The organism is Streptomyces sp. SID11385, from assembly GCF_010548245.1.
Classification (GTDB): Bacteria; Actinomycetota; Actinomycetes; order Streptomycetales; family Streptomycetaceae; genus Streptomyces.
On the sequence record NZ_JAAGLR010000182.1, the window covers coordinates 58,433 to 76,851 of the forward strand.

At 69.1% G+C, this 18,419-nt stretch carries 6 protein-coding genes; 3 read left to right on the top strand and 3 right to left on the bottom strand.

Annotation, left to right across the window (positions count from 1 at the left end; genetic code table 11):
• Positions 1-102: 102 nt before the first annotated feature.
• Genes G3I42_RS05825 through G3I42_RS05835 form a run of 3 tightly spaced genes read right to left on the bottom strand, consistent with a single transcriptional unit; the run spans position 103 to position 3,208 of the window.
• On the bottom strand, positions 103-801 hold the full coding sequence (locus G3I42_RS05825; protein WP_164282997.1) for a DUF899 domain-containing protein: 699 nt from the start codon (positions 799-801) through the stop codon (positions 103-105).
• A 23-nt stretch (positions 802-824) separates the two neighbouring features.
• Positions 825-2,387 carry an AMP-binding protein gene (locus G3I42_RS05830; protein ID WP_164282999.1) on the bottom strand — a complete coding sequence of 521 codons (1,563 nt, stop codon included), beginning with the start codon at positions 2,385-2,387 and terminating at the stop codon, positions 825-827.
• Positions 2,384-3,208 (bottom strand): p-hydroxycinnamoyl CoA hydratase/lyase, encoded by an 825-nt coding sequence (locus tag G3I42_RS05835; RefSeq protein ID WP_164283001.1) that lies wholly within the window; start codon positions 3,206-3,208, stop codon positions 2,384-2,386. The genes G3I42_RS05830 and G3I42_RS05835 overlap by 4 nt, the downstream gene beginning before the upstream one ends.
• 495 nt (positions 3,209-3,703) lie before the next feature.
• On the opposite strand from G3I42_RS05835, the gene G3I42_RS05840 reads away from it, so the two are divergent.
• The 3 genes from G3I42_RS05840 to G3I42_RS05850 all read left to right on the top strand — a co-directional run bounded on the left by G3I42_RS05840 (position 3,704) and on the right by G3I42_RS05850 (position 18,353).
• Positions 3,704-4,477 carry a DUF6008 family protein gene (locus G3I42_RS05840; protein ID WP_164283004.1) on the top strand — a complete coding sequence of 258 codons (774 nt, stop codon included), beginning with the start codon at positions 3,704-3,706 and terminating at the stop codon, positions 4,475-4,477.
• A gap of 1,275 nt (positions 4,478-5,752) precedes the next feature.
• Positions 5,753-6,571: a helix-turn-helix transcriptional regulator gene (locus tag G3I42_RS05845; RefSeq protein ID WP_203606406.1), complete on the top strand. Its 819-nt coding sequence runs from the start codon at positions 5,753-5,755 to the stop codon at positions 6,569-6,571.
• 730 nt (positions 6,572-7,301) lie between these two features.
• Positions 7,302-18,353, top strand: coding sequence for a LamG-like jellyroll fold domain-containing protein (locus G3I42_RS05850; RefSeq protein ID WP_164283006.1), 11,052 nt, complete (start codon positions 7,302-7,304; stop codon positions 18,351-18,353).
• The last annotated feature ends 66 nt before the right edge of the window (positions 18,354-18,419 follow it).

Sequence of the window (18,419 nt, forward strand, 5' to 3'; positions counted from 1 at the left end):
TCGACAATTCCGGCCCCGGGACCTGTCGCGGGGAGGCAGCGGGTCCCGGAGCCGGAGTCAGGGGCCCTCCCGGGTGTCGCCCGGAGGGCGGGAATCGACGCGCTACGACTTGAAGCGTGTCCCGTTCCACCAGTTGTCGCCGGGCACGGCCGCGTCCGTGCTGTCGTAGCTGTCCTTGTAGCGCCACCAGTCCCAGGGGTGTTCGAGCTCGTCCTCCTGCCGGCCCAGAGCGGTGATGTCCAGGTAGTTGTAGAAGTTCTTGAAGATGTCCCCGCCCCGGTCGAAGACCGAGTAGGTGTGGTAGACGTCGTCGCCGTCACGGATGAACGCGCTCACCCCGGGCGACTCGCCCATCTCTGTGGCGGCCTCGTAGTCGTAGTTGAAGTCGCTGCCGAACGACGAGTACCAGGGGTAGTTCCAGCCCATCCGGGCCTTGAAGGGTTCCAGCTTCGCCAGCGGCGCCCGGGAGACCAGGGCGAAGCTGGTGTCCCTGGCCCACATGTGTGCGAGCTCGCCGACGCTGTCCGTCTGCATGGAGCAACCGATGCAGCCCTCGTCGTCGTCCGGGCCGAACATGAAGTGCCGGACGATGAGCTGGCGGCGTCCCTCGAACAGGTCGAGCAGCGTCACCGTGCCGTTCGGTCCCTCGAAGAGGTACTCCTTCTCCGCCTTCACCATCGGCAGCTTCCGGCGCTCCGCGGCGATCATGTCGCGGGCGGCGGTGACCTCCTTCTCCTTCTCCAGGAGCGCCCTGCGGGCCTCCAGCCACTCCGATCGGGAAACTATCTTCGGAAGGTTCATCGGTTCTCCCTGGATGGTGTGCTTCAGAGTTGCGGTGACCGGCCGGTCCGCTCGCGGGTCAGAAGACCGCGGCGGTGGATCTTGCCGACCGGAGTGCGGGGGATCTGATCGATGAACTCGATCTGCCGGACCTTCTTGTAGGGGGCGACTCGTTCGGCGACGAACGCCATGACCTCCTCCGGCGTGACCGGCTCGCTGGTCACCACGAATCCCTTGGGGATCTCGCTGGCCTCCTCGTCGGGCACGCCGATCACCGCCGCGTCCGTGACCTTCGGGTGCGACATCAGGACCGCTTCGAGCTCGACCGGGGACACCTGCTGCCCCTTGTACTTGATGAGTTCCTTGATGCGGTCGACGAGGAAGAGCTCCCCGTTCTCGTCCACACGGCCGAGGTCGCCGGTGTGCAGGAAACCGTCCGGTTCGAGCACCTCGGCGGTGGCCTCCGGGGCGTTGAGGTAGCCCTTCATCACATGTGGGCCGCGGATGAGGACCTCGCCGTCCTGGTTGTGCCCGAGTTCCTCGCCGGTGGTGATATCGACGATCTTGCAGTCGATGTTGGGGGAGTTGGGGCCGACCGATCCAGGGGCCACCGGGTCGGCGAGCTGCATGAACGAGACCAAGGCCTCGGTGAGGCCGTATCCCTGGCCGATGCTCACCCCCAGGCGCCGCCGGCAGAGCTCGGCCGTCCCGGGGTCGAGCGCGGCGCCGCCGGAGACGATCGAGCGGAGCGAGGAGAGGTCGTACCGGTCCACCAGCGGGCTCTTCGCGAGGAGGACGGCGATGGTCGGTACGACGTAGAGGCGTGTGACGCGGTGCTCCTGGATCGCGTTGAGGTAGGCCTCGGGGTCGAAGCGCGGCATCGTCACGAGTGTCGCGCCCTGGAGCAGACTGGCGTTCATCGTCATGATCAGGCCGAACGCGTGGTGGAAGGGCGGGACGGCGAGTACCGTCTCGTGCTCACCGAGGGGCGCGACCAGGCTGGTCTGGAGCACGTTGGCGATCATGTTCCGATGGGTCAGCAGCACCCCCTTGGGGTAGCCGGTGCTGCCGCTGGAGTGGAGCACGGTCACGACGTCCTGCGCGGGGTCGACGGCCGGCTCGGGCGGCACACCGTCGGTGAGCAGCGCGGAGAACGACGTGGCGCCCTCCGCCTCACCGAAGACGATGATCTCTTCGACCTTCGTCCGCGCGGTCACCGCCGTGGCCTTGACCACCTCGGACGGCATGGTCACCAGCAGGCGCGCGCCGGTGTCGTTCAGGTGCGCGGTGAGATCGTCCGCCGTGTCGAGGGGATTGAGCACCACCACCGTGCCGCCCGCCAGGGCGGCGGCGTGGAACGCGATCGGGTACGCGGGCACGTTCGGCGCGAGGAGGGCCAACACGTCGCCCTTGCCGAAGCCGCGGGCATGAAGCCCGGCGGCGGCGCGGCGCACCGCCGACGCGAGCTGGCCGTAGGTGTGACCGTTCTCCCCGTCGACGTCGACCGTCGCCAGGCGGTCCGGGTACTGCTCCGCCTGTCGCAGTACGAAGGAGGTGAACGTGGTCTCGGGGACGTGGACGCGTGGACGTGGGCCGGTGAAGATCATGACGCGGCTTCCACCCGGCTGTACGTGCTGAGACCGGGCTGGTAGTCGCGCTTCTCGAACTGCTTGAGCGCCACGTTGATCCACTCGTTGCCGCTGAGACGGGAGAGCTCCCAGAGCTTCGCCTGGTCGTAGTCGATCGACGCCGGAAGGTCCATGGTCGTGGTGCGCTCATAGACCTGCTTCGCCAGTTCCAGGGTGATCGGGTTCTTGTTGATGACCCGTCCGACGATCCGGTCGGTCTCCGCGTCCAGCTGATCCGCCGGAACGGCCTTGTTCACCAGCCCGTACGTCTCCGCCTGCCGCCCGGTGAGAGTGTCCCCGGTGAGGATGTAGTACAGCGCCTGCTTGCGCGGCAGGTTGTGGGTGGCCGCCCAGGTGGCTCCACCCGCCGGGAAGATGCCGAAGTTGATCTCGGAGAGTCCGAACTTCGCGGTCTCCGACGTGATGGCCAGATCGCAGATCCCCGCGACCAGGAACCCGCCGCCGAAGGCGTATCCGTTTACCTTGGCGATGGTCACCGCGGGAAAGGCCTTGAGCCGCTTGAACCAATTGAGCGCCACCAGATTGGTCCGGTAGAACAACTGCGGGTCATCGAAAGGCTGCAGGAAGCACTCTTCGAGGTCCATCCCGGAGCTGAAACTGTCACCGCTGCCGGTCACGACGACCGCCTTCACGGTTCCGGCTTCCTCGATCGCGTCCAGGGCCTTATTCATATCCAGGTGCATCTGCGGATTCATCGCGTTCTTCTTGCCCGGCCGGTTCAGGTAGATCGTGGCCTTCGGTCCGTCGATCTCGACGTTCACCGTGTCCAGCGTGATCATTTTTTGCCTCTTCTCCAGACGAAGTGCGCACGCGCACAGCAATTCACCAGTCCACCGTCCGTGGCTCAGGTCACGGATGTGAGCATCACAGTTTCTGTATCGGGTCGACTTCTCCCAATGTGCTTTGCCGTGAACCGGTGTGGAGCGCTCGGAGGCGGTGCCGGCAGCCAGGGCGCCTGTCCGGTGTCGGGCGCGGGCGGAGGGCCCTGCCACCGGCGAGATCCGGGGCGCGCCCTGCCGAGACCCGAAGAGAGCAAATTGGAAGAGGCGAACTCCGCGGACCGGGGGCAGTTTGTTGTGCGGGAGGCACGCAGGCCGGCCGGTTCGCGATCGTGAGCAGCGGGAGGGTGCTGATTCTGCTCGTGCCGGGGAACCCAGGACGTGCTTTCTCGCTGGTCTCGTATTTCGGCCGCTGCCTCAGGGTGATGCCGAATGCCGACAGCTGTTTCCGCGATCTCTCCGCGCAGGTGAGAGACAACCAGGGAGGAACTTCATATGGATCACTCCGGCATGCCTGGGATGGCACCCGCCGTTTCGACGGTGGACACCGTGGGCGCTGTCCTCTTCATCGGCTGGGCCGTCGCGATGTGGGCCGCCGTCGCCGTGCTCGCGGTCGGGAACCGAAAGGCGGTGAAGCCCTGGCTGTACAAACTCGCCGTAGGGCTCGTGGGCGTGGGCGTGGTGGGTCAGGTCGGCCATTTCCAGGAACATGTCACACAGGCGGGCTACTGGATCGCCCATCCCTATGCCCCGGCGTGGATGACTCCGTGGGCTGACAGCTTTGCCCGCGGGCTGGGTCAGGTCGACGCCGGCAAGCCCGCCCTCGGGATGGAGATCCTGCACCTGGTCGGCAATTTCATCTTCCTTGCCGGACTGGTCGGCATCGTGCAGATCACGCACCGGGTCGCCGGGCCGCTGAAGTCGCGCAAGTGGGCCAGGGCGGGCGTCTGGATGCAGGGCATGCACGGCATCGAGCACGTCGTGCTGACGGCTTCCGTGGCGCTGGGCGCGAGCCGGGCCATCGGCCTGTCCACCTGGTTCGGGGCCATCGAACCGGGCCCGGCGCTGACGACGTACCGGGTGTGGTGGCACTTCGTCGCCAACGCGGTGGGCACGGTCATCCTCGGTATCGCCGTCTACCACCTCTGGAAGGAGAAGCGGGCGGTCAAGGAGAGTTACGGTCTTCTGGGGGACGTGGAAACAGTGGCTGCCCCGGCCGGCTCCGAGGAGGATTCCGCGAGCGCCCTCGAACCTCTGGTGCGGCGCTGAGGGGCGGTGGCTCCCGGGCCTGTTCGATACCGAGCCCTTCGCGGCGCGATGCGGCCCGGCTCGGGTAGCCGCGCTCCCCGATGGGGACCGCCCCCGGGAGTCCAGGGCGTACTTCGGGGGCCCTTGCCCCCGCGGCGGGTGGCCCTCGTGGGGCGTGATGAGCGTGACAGGAATATCAAAAGGGCGCCCGTGCGGACGAGTTGAGGCTTCGATTGTCTCCTCGGCGCACGGGCGCCTCACGCATTGTGCCTTCGGTGCCGTCATCTCAGCGGTGGCCACTGCGAATTGCTCACTCATGGGCGCGATCCGGGGACCTGGACCGCGAAAGCCGCACCCACGGTGGTTCGAGCACTTCAGCGATTTCGTGCCGCGCATTCTCGGCTTCGTCGCGAGAGCCGTGCGCGGATACCGCGAAGCAATGCTCGATGAGTGTGGGCAGGGGGCGTGGAAGTACGGCGGGTCCACAGGGACCGCCGGCCGACGCGTGCGGCGTCGGGCGGAGCGTTGAGGCGTGCGGGGTCGGGCAGAGCGTCGACGCGTGCGGCGTCGGAGAGCGCCGACGTGGCGGTGTGGAACAGAGGCGGAGACAGGCCACCTCGCCGTGACGTCCCGGTGCCGGCAGGAGCTCCGGTCCCCGACTCAGGCAGGGACAGCGGACCTGAGGAACCACCTCATCACGGCCACGGCGATGAGGTGCCGCGCGGAGGCGTGAGCGAGTAGACGCGTCCCGGTTCTGCCGTGTCGCCTCGAACACCCGCGACCGGCCTCCGGCTCCACCAGCGGGTGAAGCCGTTGAAACCCGTTCGGGGGCGGAGATTCAATCTGCACCGCGCTAAACCCCGTCAAAGGAAGCTGTACCGTAAACGCGATTTTCGGCCATCTTCTCCAGGCGTCCATCTCAAACCGCAATTTTGAAGATGCGAGCGGTTTCGAACGGCTAAACGATATTCCTCCGCCAGACTCGGCCGCCACGGCATCGGCCGGGTTCGACACGTTCGGGAGGGGTGTACCGCCACATGAGGGAGCCACCGCGCGACCGGTACGGAACGATCAGGCGACCCGAGGCGGACCCGCCAACCCGCAGGGCAACGCGCTGTGGTGAACGCCCCGGTGGGCCGGGGCGCTGCGACGGCTCAGCGGAACGATTCCCAGCGGGATTCCGAAATTCCCGACGGGCAATTGGCACTTCCGTGCACATGCAAATGCATTCTCAGCGTCCAAGGTCGGGGGATACGGGTGACCGCAGAGGCAGCGATCGAGCGCAGCATAAAAGCTATGTGGAATCACCACGCCGGACCGCTCTCCTTGGGACAGCTGGCGGACACTGCCTTTTACAGCAAGTTCCACTATTCGCGGATGTTCAACGAGGTGACCGGGACGTCGCCGGGCCGGTTCCTCGCCGCGATCAGGCTCTTCATGGCCAAGCGGCACCTGCTGGAGACCGCGGCCAGCGTCTCGGACATCACCCACCGGGTGGGCTACAACAGCCTGGGCACGTTCACCAGCCGCTTCACCCGCAGCGTCGGCATCGCGCCGACCAGGTACCGATTTCTGGCCCGCTGCGGCATGCCTCCGCTCACCCTGCCGGCCGCCCAGGCCGGACACGGGCTGTCCACGGTGGCCGGACGACTGCACTTCCCGGCGGACGTCGGCCCGGTCCGGGTCTACGTGGGTGCGTTCAGCACCCCGATCATGGAGGGACTGCCCCGCTCCTGCGACATCCTGGACGAGTGCCGCCCGTTCCGCCTGAACGTCCCCGACGGGCTGTGGTTCATCCGGGCGGCGGCCGTGATGCTGCACGATGGCGCGCCTGGCCCGGAGGTCCGCCTGCCGAGGCTGATCGGTTCGGGGTGGGCGGTCCGCGCCCGCGGAGGACGCATGTACAACGCCGATGTGCAGTTGCGAGCGGCCACCCCGCTCGATCTGCCGATCCTGCTGGCTCTACCGGAACTGGACGGCCCGTACCCCCAGCCGCCGCACGCCGTCCCGTCCGGTGAGGCCGGGGCCGCCGCCAGCGGTGTCGGGCGGACTCCCCGCGCGGGCGACTGGCAGGCGGATCATCCGTGGGGGGCCCGGCCGGAGCGCACCGGCTGAGGTCCGTGCGGGAGGGCTCACCGTAGGCGGAACCCTGCCCGGCCCCTGAGGGGCACCACGGATGCGAGTCGGCCGGGCGGTCCGGGCCCGGCCGAGCGGTCCGGCGAGGAGACGAAGACCTCGCCGGACCAGTTGCCGCCGCACGGACCCGCTCTCCGGGCAACCGACTCCGGGCGCGGTCCGGCCGCAGCGACCACCGCCGTGCCGGGCGCTGGCACTGCCGATGTCACGACAGGAGGGTCACCTGCTGGAGTTCGGCTGTGCACGGTGCGCAGCCTGAGGGCGGCGCAATATGCCCCGCGGTCCGCCGGGAGCGTCCGGCCCCCTGCAAGCGACCGATTCCGGGGTAGGCCACGGGTTGACGGTCGCGGTCGTCCCGCCCCAGCCATGCGGCCCGTGCCCCCGTACCCGCGCGGACACTCCGGCCTCCCCGCCTGAGATCGCTGGCGAGGGACGTCTCCGGAGGGACGCGGGGGCCGGGCGCGCGCTCGGTGTGGTGGCGTGGTCTCAAGCCTCGCCTCGCGATTGGCATATGCAGAGCAAAGCCATGTGTCCGATCTCGTCGGTTAACCGCCGGTTCGGCGCTTTGCGTGAGCCAATAGCGCGTCAAGTTCCGGTGCGAACGCCTTTTCGCTTCCTTCACAGGTGTGCGGATACGGCAAGATCCTCTCCGTTTCCTGTGACCGGCCTGTCCTCGCTCTGAGCCGGGCCCCTGCCGCCCGGAGCCACCGTGCCCTCCCCCCGCCGCGCCCACCGACGGCTCGCCCGCCGTGTCGCGCTCCTGGTCCTCACGGCCCTCGCCCTCATGCTGACGACCCAGCAGGCGGTCGCCGACGGACGCGAACTGCACGCTGTCGACCTGCCCTCGCTCTCCTCGATCGGCGGCTGGTTCAAGGACCCGCACTGGGGCAAACTCCCGCACCAGGACGGCGGCACGGCCGCAGGCCACCGGCACCACGTCTCCGCGGCCCGTACGGCCGCGCATCGCGGGGCCGGTCACGCGCGCGGCAAGGGGCGCGGCGAACTGTCCACGTACAAGGCGCACAAGCCGCAACTCGCGCACGGTCCCAGCGGTCACCCGCGCGGGCACTTCAACGCCGCGACGAGCAAGCGCAACGCCAAGTCCTCGTCCCGCACCGTCACCGTCTTCGACAACGCCGACGGCTCGCAGACCCGGCGTATCTCCCCTCAGGCGGTCAACTACCGTACGAAGAAGGGCACCTGGTCGCCCATCGACATCGACGTACGCGCCGGACTCGCCGGGCGCTGGTACGAGAAGGCCAACTCGCTCGCCGTCGACTTCGCGCCCCGCGCCACAGACCCGGCTCTGGTCTCCTTCGCCAAGGACGAGAACCACGTGCTCGCCTACGGGATGAGCGGGGCCGCGCCCGTCACCGGCACCCGCTCCGCGGACGGCTCCCACGTCACGTACCCCGGTGTCCTGCCCCACACCGACCTCCAGGTGGCCGCCACCGCCACCGGCGTCAAGGAAGCGATCGTCCTCGACGCTCCTGAGGCCGCCCACGAGTGGACCTTCCCGCTCGACCTCGACGGACTCACCCCCGTCCAGCTGCACGACGGCTCGATCGACCTGCGCGACACCGCCGGGAAGACCGTGGAGCGCATCCCGCACGCCTACGCGTACGACGCGAAGGTCGACCGCCGCTCCGGCGACCCGGCGACGACATACGACGTCGACTACCGTCTGCGCCACGACACGGCGGGCTGGTCGCTCACGGTCACCCTCGACCCCGCCTGGCTGCACGACCCGGCCCGCCGCTTCCCCGTCACCGTCGACCCGACCGTCGTGGACGGCTGGACGACGACGTACGCCGAGTCCGGCTACGACCAGGACCACTCCTTCGAGCAGACCATCAAGGCCGGTTCGTACGACGCGGGGCCGCACTCCGCCGCCGCGTACATCAACCACTGGGACACCGCCTGGGACGGTTCCAAGGCGACCGTGACGGCGGCGAGCCTGCACCTCTTCGACACCTGGGCCGCGACCTGTACGGCCACCCGCTTCGACGTCGCGCTCGTGACCAAGGCATGGACACCTGAGGGGGTTCGCACCTACCCGGGCCCCGCCCACGGTGCCTCGATCGGCAACGCGACCCCCTCCGTCCCGCACGCCTGCGCCAACACCGCGGCCGACCGCACCGTCGGCGACGACGTCACCGTCAAGCTCTCCACCTCCGCGATCCAGGGCTGGTTCAACGGTACGACGCCCGACTACGGGCTCGCGGTCTACGCGGCCACGAACGACACCGACCACTGGAAGCAGTTCGGCTCCTTCAACGACCCCGGCAAGGGCCCCTACCTCGACGTCACCTACACCGGTACCACGCCGCCGCAGGTCTACGAGCAGTTCCCCGCCGACAACGCCGTCGTCCACACGACGACCCCCGAGCTGACCGCCTGGTCCGGTGGCGCCGACTCCCAGGCCAACACGACGACGAAGTACCTCTTCCAGGTCTTCGACGCGCAGGACAAGAAGGTCGCCGACTCGGGCCTCCAGGCGAAGGGCGACTGGATCGTCCCCGCCGGCAAGCTCAAGTGGAACACCGGCTACTACTGGACCGTCCAGGGCTACGACGGCGGCATGTACTCGGACGCCACGCCCTACTCGCTGAGCGTGCAGGTCCCCGAGCCGGTCATCACCTCCGGTCTCTCGCAGAACAGCAGCGACCACGGTTTCGACGCCTCCATCGGCAACTACACGACCTCCGACACCGACGCCTCGATCTCGACCGCCGGTCCCTCGCTCGATGTCGAACGCGACTACAACTCCCGTGACCCGCGCTGGGACGGCGCCTTCGGCGCGGGCTGGTCCTCGATCCTCGACTCCCGGGCCACCGAGCAGTACACCCCCGCCGGTGCGGTCGCCGCCGTCAACGTCACCTACCCGGACGGCTCCCAGGTCGGCTACGGGAAAAACAGTGACGGCACCTTCACTCCCGGCAGCGGACGCTTCGCCACCTTCAAGGCCGTGACCGGCGGGTACACGCTCACCGACAAGGACGACACCCTCTACACCTTCACGCAGTCCCTCGGCTCGGGCGGCTACGGGCTCACCTCCGTCACCGACGCCGACGGCCGGGCCGTGAAGCTCACCTGGACCTCCGGCCACGTCAGCCGCATGGCCTCCGCCGTCTCCGCGCGCGCCCTCGGCTTCACCTGGACCACCCCTTCCGGAGCCAGCGCGGCGCACGTCGCCACCGTCGTCACCGACCCGGTGACCCCCGGCGACACCGCGACCGCGCAGACCTGGACGTACGGCTACAGCGGAGACCAGCTCACCAAGGTGTGCTCCCCGCTCTCCGCGAGCAAGTGCACGACGTACGGCTACACCTCGGGCTCCCAGTACCGCAACGCCTCGCTCGACCTCGACCCGCACGGACTGTGGCAGCTCGCCGAGACCAGCGGCACCAGGGCCAAGGACGCCGTCCTCGCCAACCAGGGCACCGACGACGCGACCTACGAGCACGTGACCCTCGGAGCCGCGGGTCCCTTCTCCGGCTCGCGCGGCGCCACCTTCGACGGCGCCACCTCGGACGTCGTCCTGCCCGACAACCTCGGCAACGACACCGACTCGGGCGCACTCTCCCTCTGGTTCAAGACCTCGGCCGGACCCGGCGTCCTCTACTCCTACGCCTCCCAGCCCATCACCTCGGGCGAGGCGGCGGGCTTCTACACCCCCGCCCTCTACGTCGGCAAGGACGGCAAGCTCAACGCCGAGTTCTGGTACAGCGGCGGCATCAACCCGATCGTGACCAGCGCCTCCGTCGCGGACGGCAAGTGGCACCACGTCGTGCTGTCCGCCGCGGGCAACTCGCAGACGCTGTTCCTCGACAACGCCAAGGTCGGTTCCCGTACCGGGACCGTCTCCATCAAGTCCGCGACCGCCTTCGGCAAGAATCAGGTCTTCAACTACCTCGGCACCGGCTACCTCGGCGGCGACTGGCCCGACGCCCCCGCGCCCAAGAGCGCCGACGACACCGACGGCCACCCCGTCTGGTTCAAGGGCACCCTCGCCGACGCGGCCTTCTACGATCACCCGCTCGTCGCGGCTGACGTCAACGCCCTCTACCAGTACGGCAGTCACCCGGCCGCTCTGCTCAGCTCCGTCAAGCGGCCCTCCGGCAAGACATTCGCCGCGATGACGTACGACGGCGACACCGCCGCGCTCACCCAGCTCACCGACGAGAACGGCGGCACCTGGAAGCTCCAGGCCCCCACCGTCGCGGGCTCCAGCCAGACCTACCGCGGCGCCGTCCTCGGCCGGAACCCCGCCCACTACTACCGCCTCGGCGAAGCGGCGGGCGCGAGCACGGCGGTCGACGAGGTGCGCGGCGGGGACGCCACGTACACGAGCACGACCCTCGGCTCCGCCGGACCCTTCAGCGACGCCAAGGCAGCGACGTTCAACGGCACGTCGTCGGTGCTCACGCTGCCCTCCGGCATGGCCCCGGGCACCGGCGCCGAGTCCCTCAGCATGTGGTTCAAGACCTCCACGGCCAACGGCGGCGTCCTGCTCGGGACCTCCAAGGACGCCTTCGGAGCGACCACACCGACCCACTACACCCCGGTCCTCTACGTCGGCAGCAGCGGCAAACTCCACGGCGAGTTCTACTTCACCGGGGGGACGACGAAACCCCTCGCCTCCACCACCTCGGTCGCGGACGGCAAGTGGCACCACGTCGTCCTCGCGACCTCCGCGACCAGCCAGAGCCTCTATCTGGACGACAAGGCGGTCGGCACCCAGACGGGCACCGCCGCACAGTCGGGCCAGGACACCGTCACCCTCGGCTCCGGCTTCAACGGCGGGAGCTGGCCCGACGAGCCCCACTCCTCGACGACCGTCTCCACCGGTTACGCGAGCTACTTCAACGGTTCCATAGCCGACGTCTCCTTCCACCGCGCGCAGCTCTCCGCCGACGACGTGGACGAGCTGTGGGGCGCAGCGAAGAAGTCCGGCGGCTTGCTCCCCGTCGAGACGGTCAAGGTCACCACGCCCACCGGCTCCACCACCACCTACACCTACGACGTCACGCACGGCGGACGCGCGCTCACCGAGACCGACGGCCTCGGCGCGAAGACCAGTTTCGGCTACGACACCGCCGGGTTCGAGCACACCGTCACCGACCCCAACGGGGTCGTCACCGTCACGGGCCACGACGTCCGCGGCAACATCGTCTCCTCCACGACGTGCCAGGACCAGGCGAACAACCACTGCTCGACCGAGTACTACACGTATTACCCGGACGACACGACCGCCCAGCTCACGACGGCCGACCCGCGCAACGACCAGCTCCTCACCTCCCGTGACGGCCGCTCCGCGTCCGCGAGCGACACGAGCTTCCTGACCTCGTACACCTACGACGCGAACGGCGACCAGACGGCGATCACGGGCCCCGCCGTGCCCGGTTTCCCCGACGGGCGCACCACGACGACCGTCTACGCGGACGGCACGAGCGCCTTCCCCGCCACCGGCGGCGGTTCCGTCCCCAAGGGCCTTCCGGTGCGCACGGTGAGCCCCGGCGGCGCGGTCAACTCCGTCGCGTACTTCAAGAACGGCGATGTCGCCTCCACCACCGACGCGGGTGGCCTCGTCACCTCCTACACCTACGACGGACTCGGCCAGGTCCTGAGCCAGAAGGCCGTCTCCGACACCTACCCGGACGGTCTGACCACGACCTACGTGTACGACGCGGCCGGACAGGTCGTCGAGGAGCACGACCCGCGCCTGACCGACCGTGTCACGGGTGCCACGCACGCCGCCGTCACGAAGACGGTCTTCGACGACGACGGTGATGTCCTCAGCCAGTCCGTCAGCGACGCGAGCGGCGGCGACAAGCCCCGTACGGAGGCGCAGACGTACGACGCCTTCGACCGCGTCGCCACCGAGACCGATGCGAACGGCACCGAGGGCGCCCCTAACGGCAACACGTCGACGTACACGTACGACACCTCCGGCAACCGCGTGAAGGAGGTCGACTCGGCGGGCACCGAGACCCGCTACACGTACGACGACAACGGCGAACTGCTCACGCAGACGCTCATGACGACCGGCGACCCCGACCACCCGAGCGACCCCACGCCCCTGGTCGAGTCCTCGCGCGCCTACGACCCCTCGGGCCGGCTCGCCTCGGTGACCGACGCGATGGGCAACACGACCGCGTACACCTACACCGACGACGGCCTGACCGCGACCGTCACACGGACCTCGGCGGACGGCAAGTCCTCCTACGTCCTGGAGTCGCACACCTACGATGCCGCCGGGAACACCCTCTCGACCACCGAGGACAACGGCGAGACGCTGACCACCTTCAAGGTCGACGCCGCCGACCGCACGACCGAGAGCGCCGTCGACCCGGGCGGCGTCAACCGCGTCAGCACCGTCGCCTACACCCCGGACGACGAGGTCGCCAGCGAGAACGACCACGACTCCTCGGGCTGGTCGCGCACCACGACGAACACCTACGACGCCATGGGCAACGTCCTCAAGGAGACGCTCTACGGCGACGCATCCGGACACCCCGCGGGCTGGTGGAAGCTCGACCAGGACAGCGGACGCCACGTCACCGACGCGTCCGGAACGGGGAACACGGCGGCGGTCTCCGGCTCCGGTGTCACCTGGGCCGACGGCGCGGCGGCGTTCAGCGGCGCCGCGGACGAGAGCATCGCCACGAACGGCCCCGTCGTCGACACGACCGCCTCGTACACCGTCTCCGCCTGGGTCAAGCTCTCCTCTCTGCCCACGAAGAACGCCACCGTCGTCGCCCAGTCGGGCAGCAACAGCAGCGCCTTCATGCTCCAGTACAACTACGCGCACACCAGCGCCCCGCTCTGGAGCATGGAGCAGACCAACGGTGACGCGGCGAGCGGCGTCACCTTCCCCTCCGCCTACGGTTCCACCGGCACCAAGCCGACCACGGGCACCTGGACCCACCTCGTCGGCGTCTACGACTCCTCCGACAGCGGCATCAAGCTCTACGTCAACGGCTCCCTCGCCGGGAGCGGCACGAACACCTCCGCATGGAGCGCGAGCGGACCGCTCACCATCGGCCGGGCCCTGTACGCCGGCAAGAACACCGACCAGCTCCCCGGCTCCGTCGCGAACGTCCAGGTCTACCCGCGCACGCTGAGCGCCACCGAGGTCACCTCGCTGTACGGCAAGGGCCGCGCGGGGGGCACGGTCGGCTCCTCCGGCGAGCAGACCACGACCTACACCTACGACAAGCGCGGACTGCCCCTCACCGAGACCGACGCCGAACACCACACGACCGAGTACGCCTACGACGAGGCCGGGAACCTCGCGACGACCACCGCGCCCGCCGTCCAGGCCGAGCCGGACGGCACGGAGGCGAACCGCGCCACCGTCCGCCCGGTGACCGCGAGCGGCTTCAACACCTTCGGCGAGGCGACCGAGGAACAGGACCCCAACGGTCTCGTCACGACCACCGCGTACGACGCCAACGGCCAGAAGGTCTCCGAGACCCTGCCGCCGTACACGCCGGACGGGGAGTCCTCGGCGCTCCCCGGCACGACGGTCTACACCTACGACAGCGAGGGCAATCAGACCTCCGTCACGACCCCCGGCGGCCGCACGACCTCGTACGCCTACGACCGTTCCGGCAATCTCACCCGCACCACGCTGCCGGACGGCAGTAGCGAGCACGCGACCTACGACGCGGCCGGCGACGCCCTCAGCGCGACCGACGCCACCGGCGGCGAGTCCCAGGCGACCTACGACTTTCTGGGCCGCCAGCTCACCAGCACGACACTGGAACGCAAGCCGGTCGCCAAGTCGTTCACGACGACCAGCTCCTACGCCGTCACCGACGGCAACCCGTACGGCGCCCACCTCGCCAAGACGACGAGCCCGGGCGGCGTGACGGCCTCGTACGGTTACAACCGCGCAGGGGACGTCACCTCCGTCACCGACGGCGCGGGCAACACGACCCGCTACACGTACGACTTCGAGGGCAACCAGCAGAAGACGACGCTCCCCGACGGCACCTGGACCGAGGTCGACTACAACGCCTCGGACGACCCCACCGACACCTACGCACACGCCGCCGACAACTCCGTCCTCACCCACACGTCGAACCAGTACGACGGCGTCGGCAACCTCACCGCCGCCACCGACGCGAACGGGCACACCACGCGCTGGACGTACGACGCCGCCGGCACCATCACGCAGCAGATCGAACCGGTCGACGCGAACACCTCCCTCACGACGAGCTTCGGCTACGACGCGGCGGGCAACCGCACCCGCTTCACCGACGGGCGGGGCAACAACTGGCGCTACGCGTACACCCCGTGGGGCCAGCAGAGCACCGTCACCGAGCCGACGACGAGCCGCTGGACCTCGGCCGCCGACTCGACGACACGCTTCGCCTACGACGCGGACGGCCGGATGACGCGGGCCACGCTGCCCGGCGGCACCTCGACCTCCATGACGTACGACGATCTCGGCCAGCTCACCCGGATGTCCGGGCAGGGCGCGGACGCCGCGACCGCGAGCCGCGGCTTCACGTACGACAAGAACGGACGGCTCACCGTCGCCGACACCGACGAGGCGGGCATCGCCGGGGCCGTCGACCACCAGGCGGCGACGCACGAGACCTTCGGCTACGACGACCGCGGCGACCTGCTCGACGCGGCGGGCTCGGCGGGCGCCTCGTCCTTCACGTACAACGCCGACGCGCAGATGCTCACTCGCAAGGACGCGGCCGGGACGACCAGTTACGGCTACGACTCGGCCGGCCGCCTCGCGAGCCTCGACGAACCGGCCACCGGCACCCGGCTCACGTACTCCTACGGCAAGCTCGACGAGCTGCGCTCGATCAACTACGGCACCGGCGGCCAGACCCGCGCCTTCTCCTACGACGACGACCACCAGCTCACCGGGGACGTCCTCACCAAGGGCGCGACGACCCTCGCGAGCTTCGCCTACGGCTACGACCACAACGGCAACCTGACCGCGAAGAAGACCACGGGCGTCACGGGGGCCGCGCCCAACACCTACACCTACGACTGGTCCGACCGGATCACCTCGTGGAACGACGGTACGAAGACGACCGCGTACAAGTACGACGCCTCGGGCAACCGCGTCCAGGTCGGTGCGGACGTTTACACCTACGACGCCCGTGACGAGCTGACCTCGGACGGGAAGACGACGTACGAGTACTCGGCGCGCGGCACCCTGACCGCCGAGTCCTCGGCCACCGGGACCAACGCCCTCTTCCACACGGACGCCTTCGGCGACCAGATCGTCGCGGGGGAGCAGGCGTACACGCAGGACGCCCTCGGCCGGAACATCACCGACACGAACACGGCGGACAGCGCGGGAGGCAGCCGCACATTCGCCTACTCCGGCGCGGACGACACGATCGCGTCGGACGGCGACAACACCTACACCTACGACCCGGCCGGTGGTCTCACCGGCGTCAAGGACGCGACCGGTGGCGTCCTCGCCCTCACCGACCAGCACAACGACGTCGTAGGCACCTTCGGCCAGAACGCGAGCGCGCTGACCGGCTCCGCCACCTACGACCCGCTGGGCAAGGTTCTCGCGAGCAACGCGATGAGCGGTCACCTCGGCTTCCAGTCCGGCTGGACCGAACCGGGCACCGCCCCGGGCGCGACGGACACGGCTTCCGACGACGACGGGACGGGAAACACCGGCAACGTCGGCACGGCCTCGCGCTGGTACGACCCGCGCACCGGCCAGTTCCTCAACAAGGACAGCCTCGCGCTCGGCGCGATACCCGACTCGGTGGCCGCGAACCCCTTCGCCTACGTCGACGACAACCCGCTCGCCGGGACGGACGAGTCCGGCAACTGCTCCTGGTACGACGTCGTGTGCGGCGCCAAGAAGGTCGCGCACAAGGCGAAGAAGAGCGCGAAGAAGGCCGTGCACAAGGCCAAGAAGGCGGTGCACAAGGTCTACCACGCGGCCAAGCACGTGGCCCGCAAGGTCGTCCACACCGTCAAGCACGCGGTGCACAAGGCCGTGCACAAAGTGCGGGACTACTACCGCGTCACCGTCCGGGTCGTGCGGCGCGTCTACCACTACACGGCGAGACATGTGAAAAAGGCGGCTCATCGCGTCGTACACGCGGTGCACACCGCCTATCACAAGGCCAAGAAAACAGTGCACCGCGTGGTCCACGCGGCGAAGAAGACCGCGCACAAGGTCGCACACACTGTCAAGAAGGCGGCGCACGCGGTCTCGCACGCGGCCCGCACCGCCTACCACGCGACGGTGAAGGCCGCGAAGAGCACGGCGACCTTCGTCAAGCACCACGCCGCCGCCATCACCTCGTTCGTCGTCTCGACGGCGGTCTTCGCGGGGTGCGAGGCGGTGACCGGCGGGGTCGGTTCGATCGGCTGCGCCGCCGTCGCGGGGGCCGCTGGCTCTCTCGTGACCCAGGGCTTCGCCTGTGCCCAGTCGGGTGGGGACGAGTGCTCGGTCGGCGCCTTCGCGGGCTCGGCGGCGGAAGGCGCGCTCGCCGGCGGGGCAGGGGGCCTGCTCGGCAAGGCGGGCGGCGCGCTGCTCGCCAAGGCGGCCCCGAAGGCGATGAAGGTCGTCGGCGGCCTCTTCGGCCGGGGCGCCACGGACGCGGGCGGCTCCGCGGCGGCGGACGCGACGGACCAGGCGGCGCTGGCGCAGGAGACGCGCGGGGCGGTGTCGGAGTCGGGTTCCCGTTCGGGCTGCACGGTTCCGCACAGCTTCACCGGGGCGACCCGGGTACTCCTGGCGGACGGCACGACGAAGCCGATCGACCAGGTCAAGGCCGGCGACAGGATCGCCAACGCGGTACCGGGGCTGACGGCCACGGAGGCGCACGAGGTCACGGCGGTGATCGTGACGCGCACGGACCGGGACTTCGTGGATGTGAAGGTGCGCGACCACGCGGCGAAGAAGCCGGGCACCTCGCTCTCGGCGAAGGCGCGGGTGAAGGTCCGCAAGGCGGCGGTGGCGCTCACGGCGCTGGGCGCCCTGGCGGGAGCGGCGGGCCCGGCGGCGGCCTCGGCACCGCCTGCGACCGCGGCTTCGGCGTCGGCCTCCGCAGCGTCCTCGCCTTCGTCTTCGTCCGAGCTGCACACCACCTTCCACCACCCCTTCTACGACGTCACCCGCTCCGCCTTCGTCGAGGCGAAGGACCTCCACGAGGGCGACCTCCTCCAAACCCCCACGGGCACAACGGAGATCACGGGAGTCCGCCTCTACCACGCGCACACCACGACCTACGACCTGACGGTCGGGGAACTGCATACGTACTACGTGCTGGCGGGCGGTGTGCCTGTCCTCGTCCACAACGACGACGAGGTGGCGTGTCCGCGTACGGCTGCGGGGTTGCTGCGGGATGCCGAAGCGCTGCACGATGCGGGAATCCGCAGCCCTCAGAAGCCGCCCACTATCGGGAACAAGAAGGCGGATCAGGGTATTACTGTGGCCACTGGTCATTTGGGCGGGAGGTCCGTCTACACCGTCAGTCGCAACGCCACGACTCCTGAGATGCGTGCTCTGGCGGAGAAGCTCGGTTACGAGCGCATCAATGGTGCCGAATACACTGTTCCGGGTCTGCAAACGGACGCTGAACAGATCATGCTGAACGCCGTGGAGGACGGCACGCTCGCGGACGAAGGCATGATTGCGGCATCACGCCCGTTCTGTGGCCCTGGTCGGCAGGATTGCCGAGCAAGAGTGGCCGGTTTCCCGAAGATCGAGGGGTTTGAACAAGCGAGGGTGGCTCCATGGGATCGTTAGGATCTACTCCGGCTACTGGGTGTGGCAGTTCTGACAAGGGACGGATTCGTTCCGTAATCGCGAGGA

Bases quoted from the DNA above. Each gene is read 5' to 3' on its own strand.
- G3I42_RS05825 (WP_164282997.1), bottom strand. From the start codon at position 801: ATGAACCTTCCGAAGATAGTTTCCCGATCGGAGTGGCTGGAGGCCCGC.
- G3I42_RS05830 (WP_164282999.1), bottom strand. From the start codon at position 2,387: ATGATCTTCACCGGCCCACGTCCACGCGTCCACGTCCCCGAGACCACG.
- G3I42_RS05835 (WP_164283001.1), bottom strand. From the start codon at position 3,208: ATGATCACGCTGGACACGGTGAACGTCGAGATCGACGGACCGAAGGCC.
- G3I42_RS05840 (WP_164283004.1), top strand. From the start codon at position 3,704: ATGGATCACTCCGGCATGCCTGGGATGGCACCCGCCGTTTCGACGGTG.
- G3I42_RS05845 (WP_203606406.1), top strand. From the start codon at position 5,753: ATGTGGAATCACCACGCCGGACCGCTCTCCTTGGGACAGCTGGCGGAC.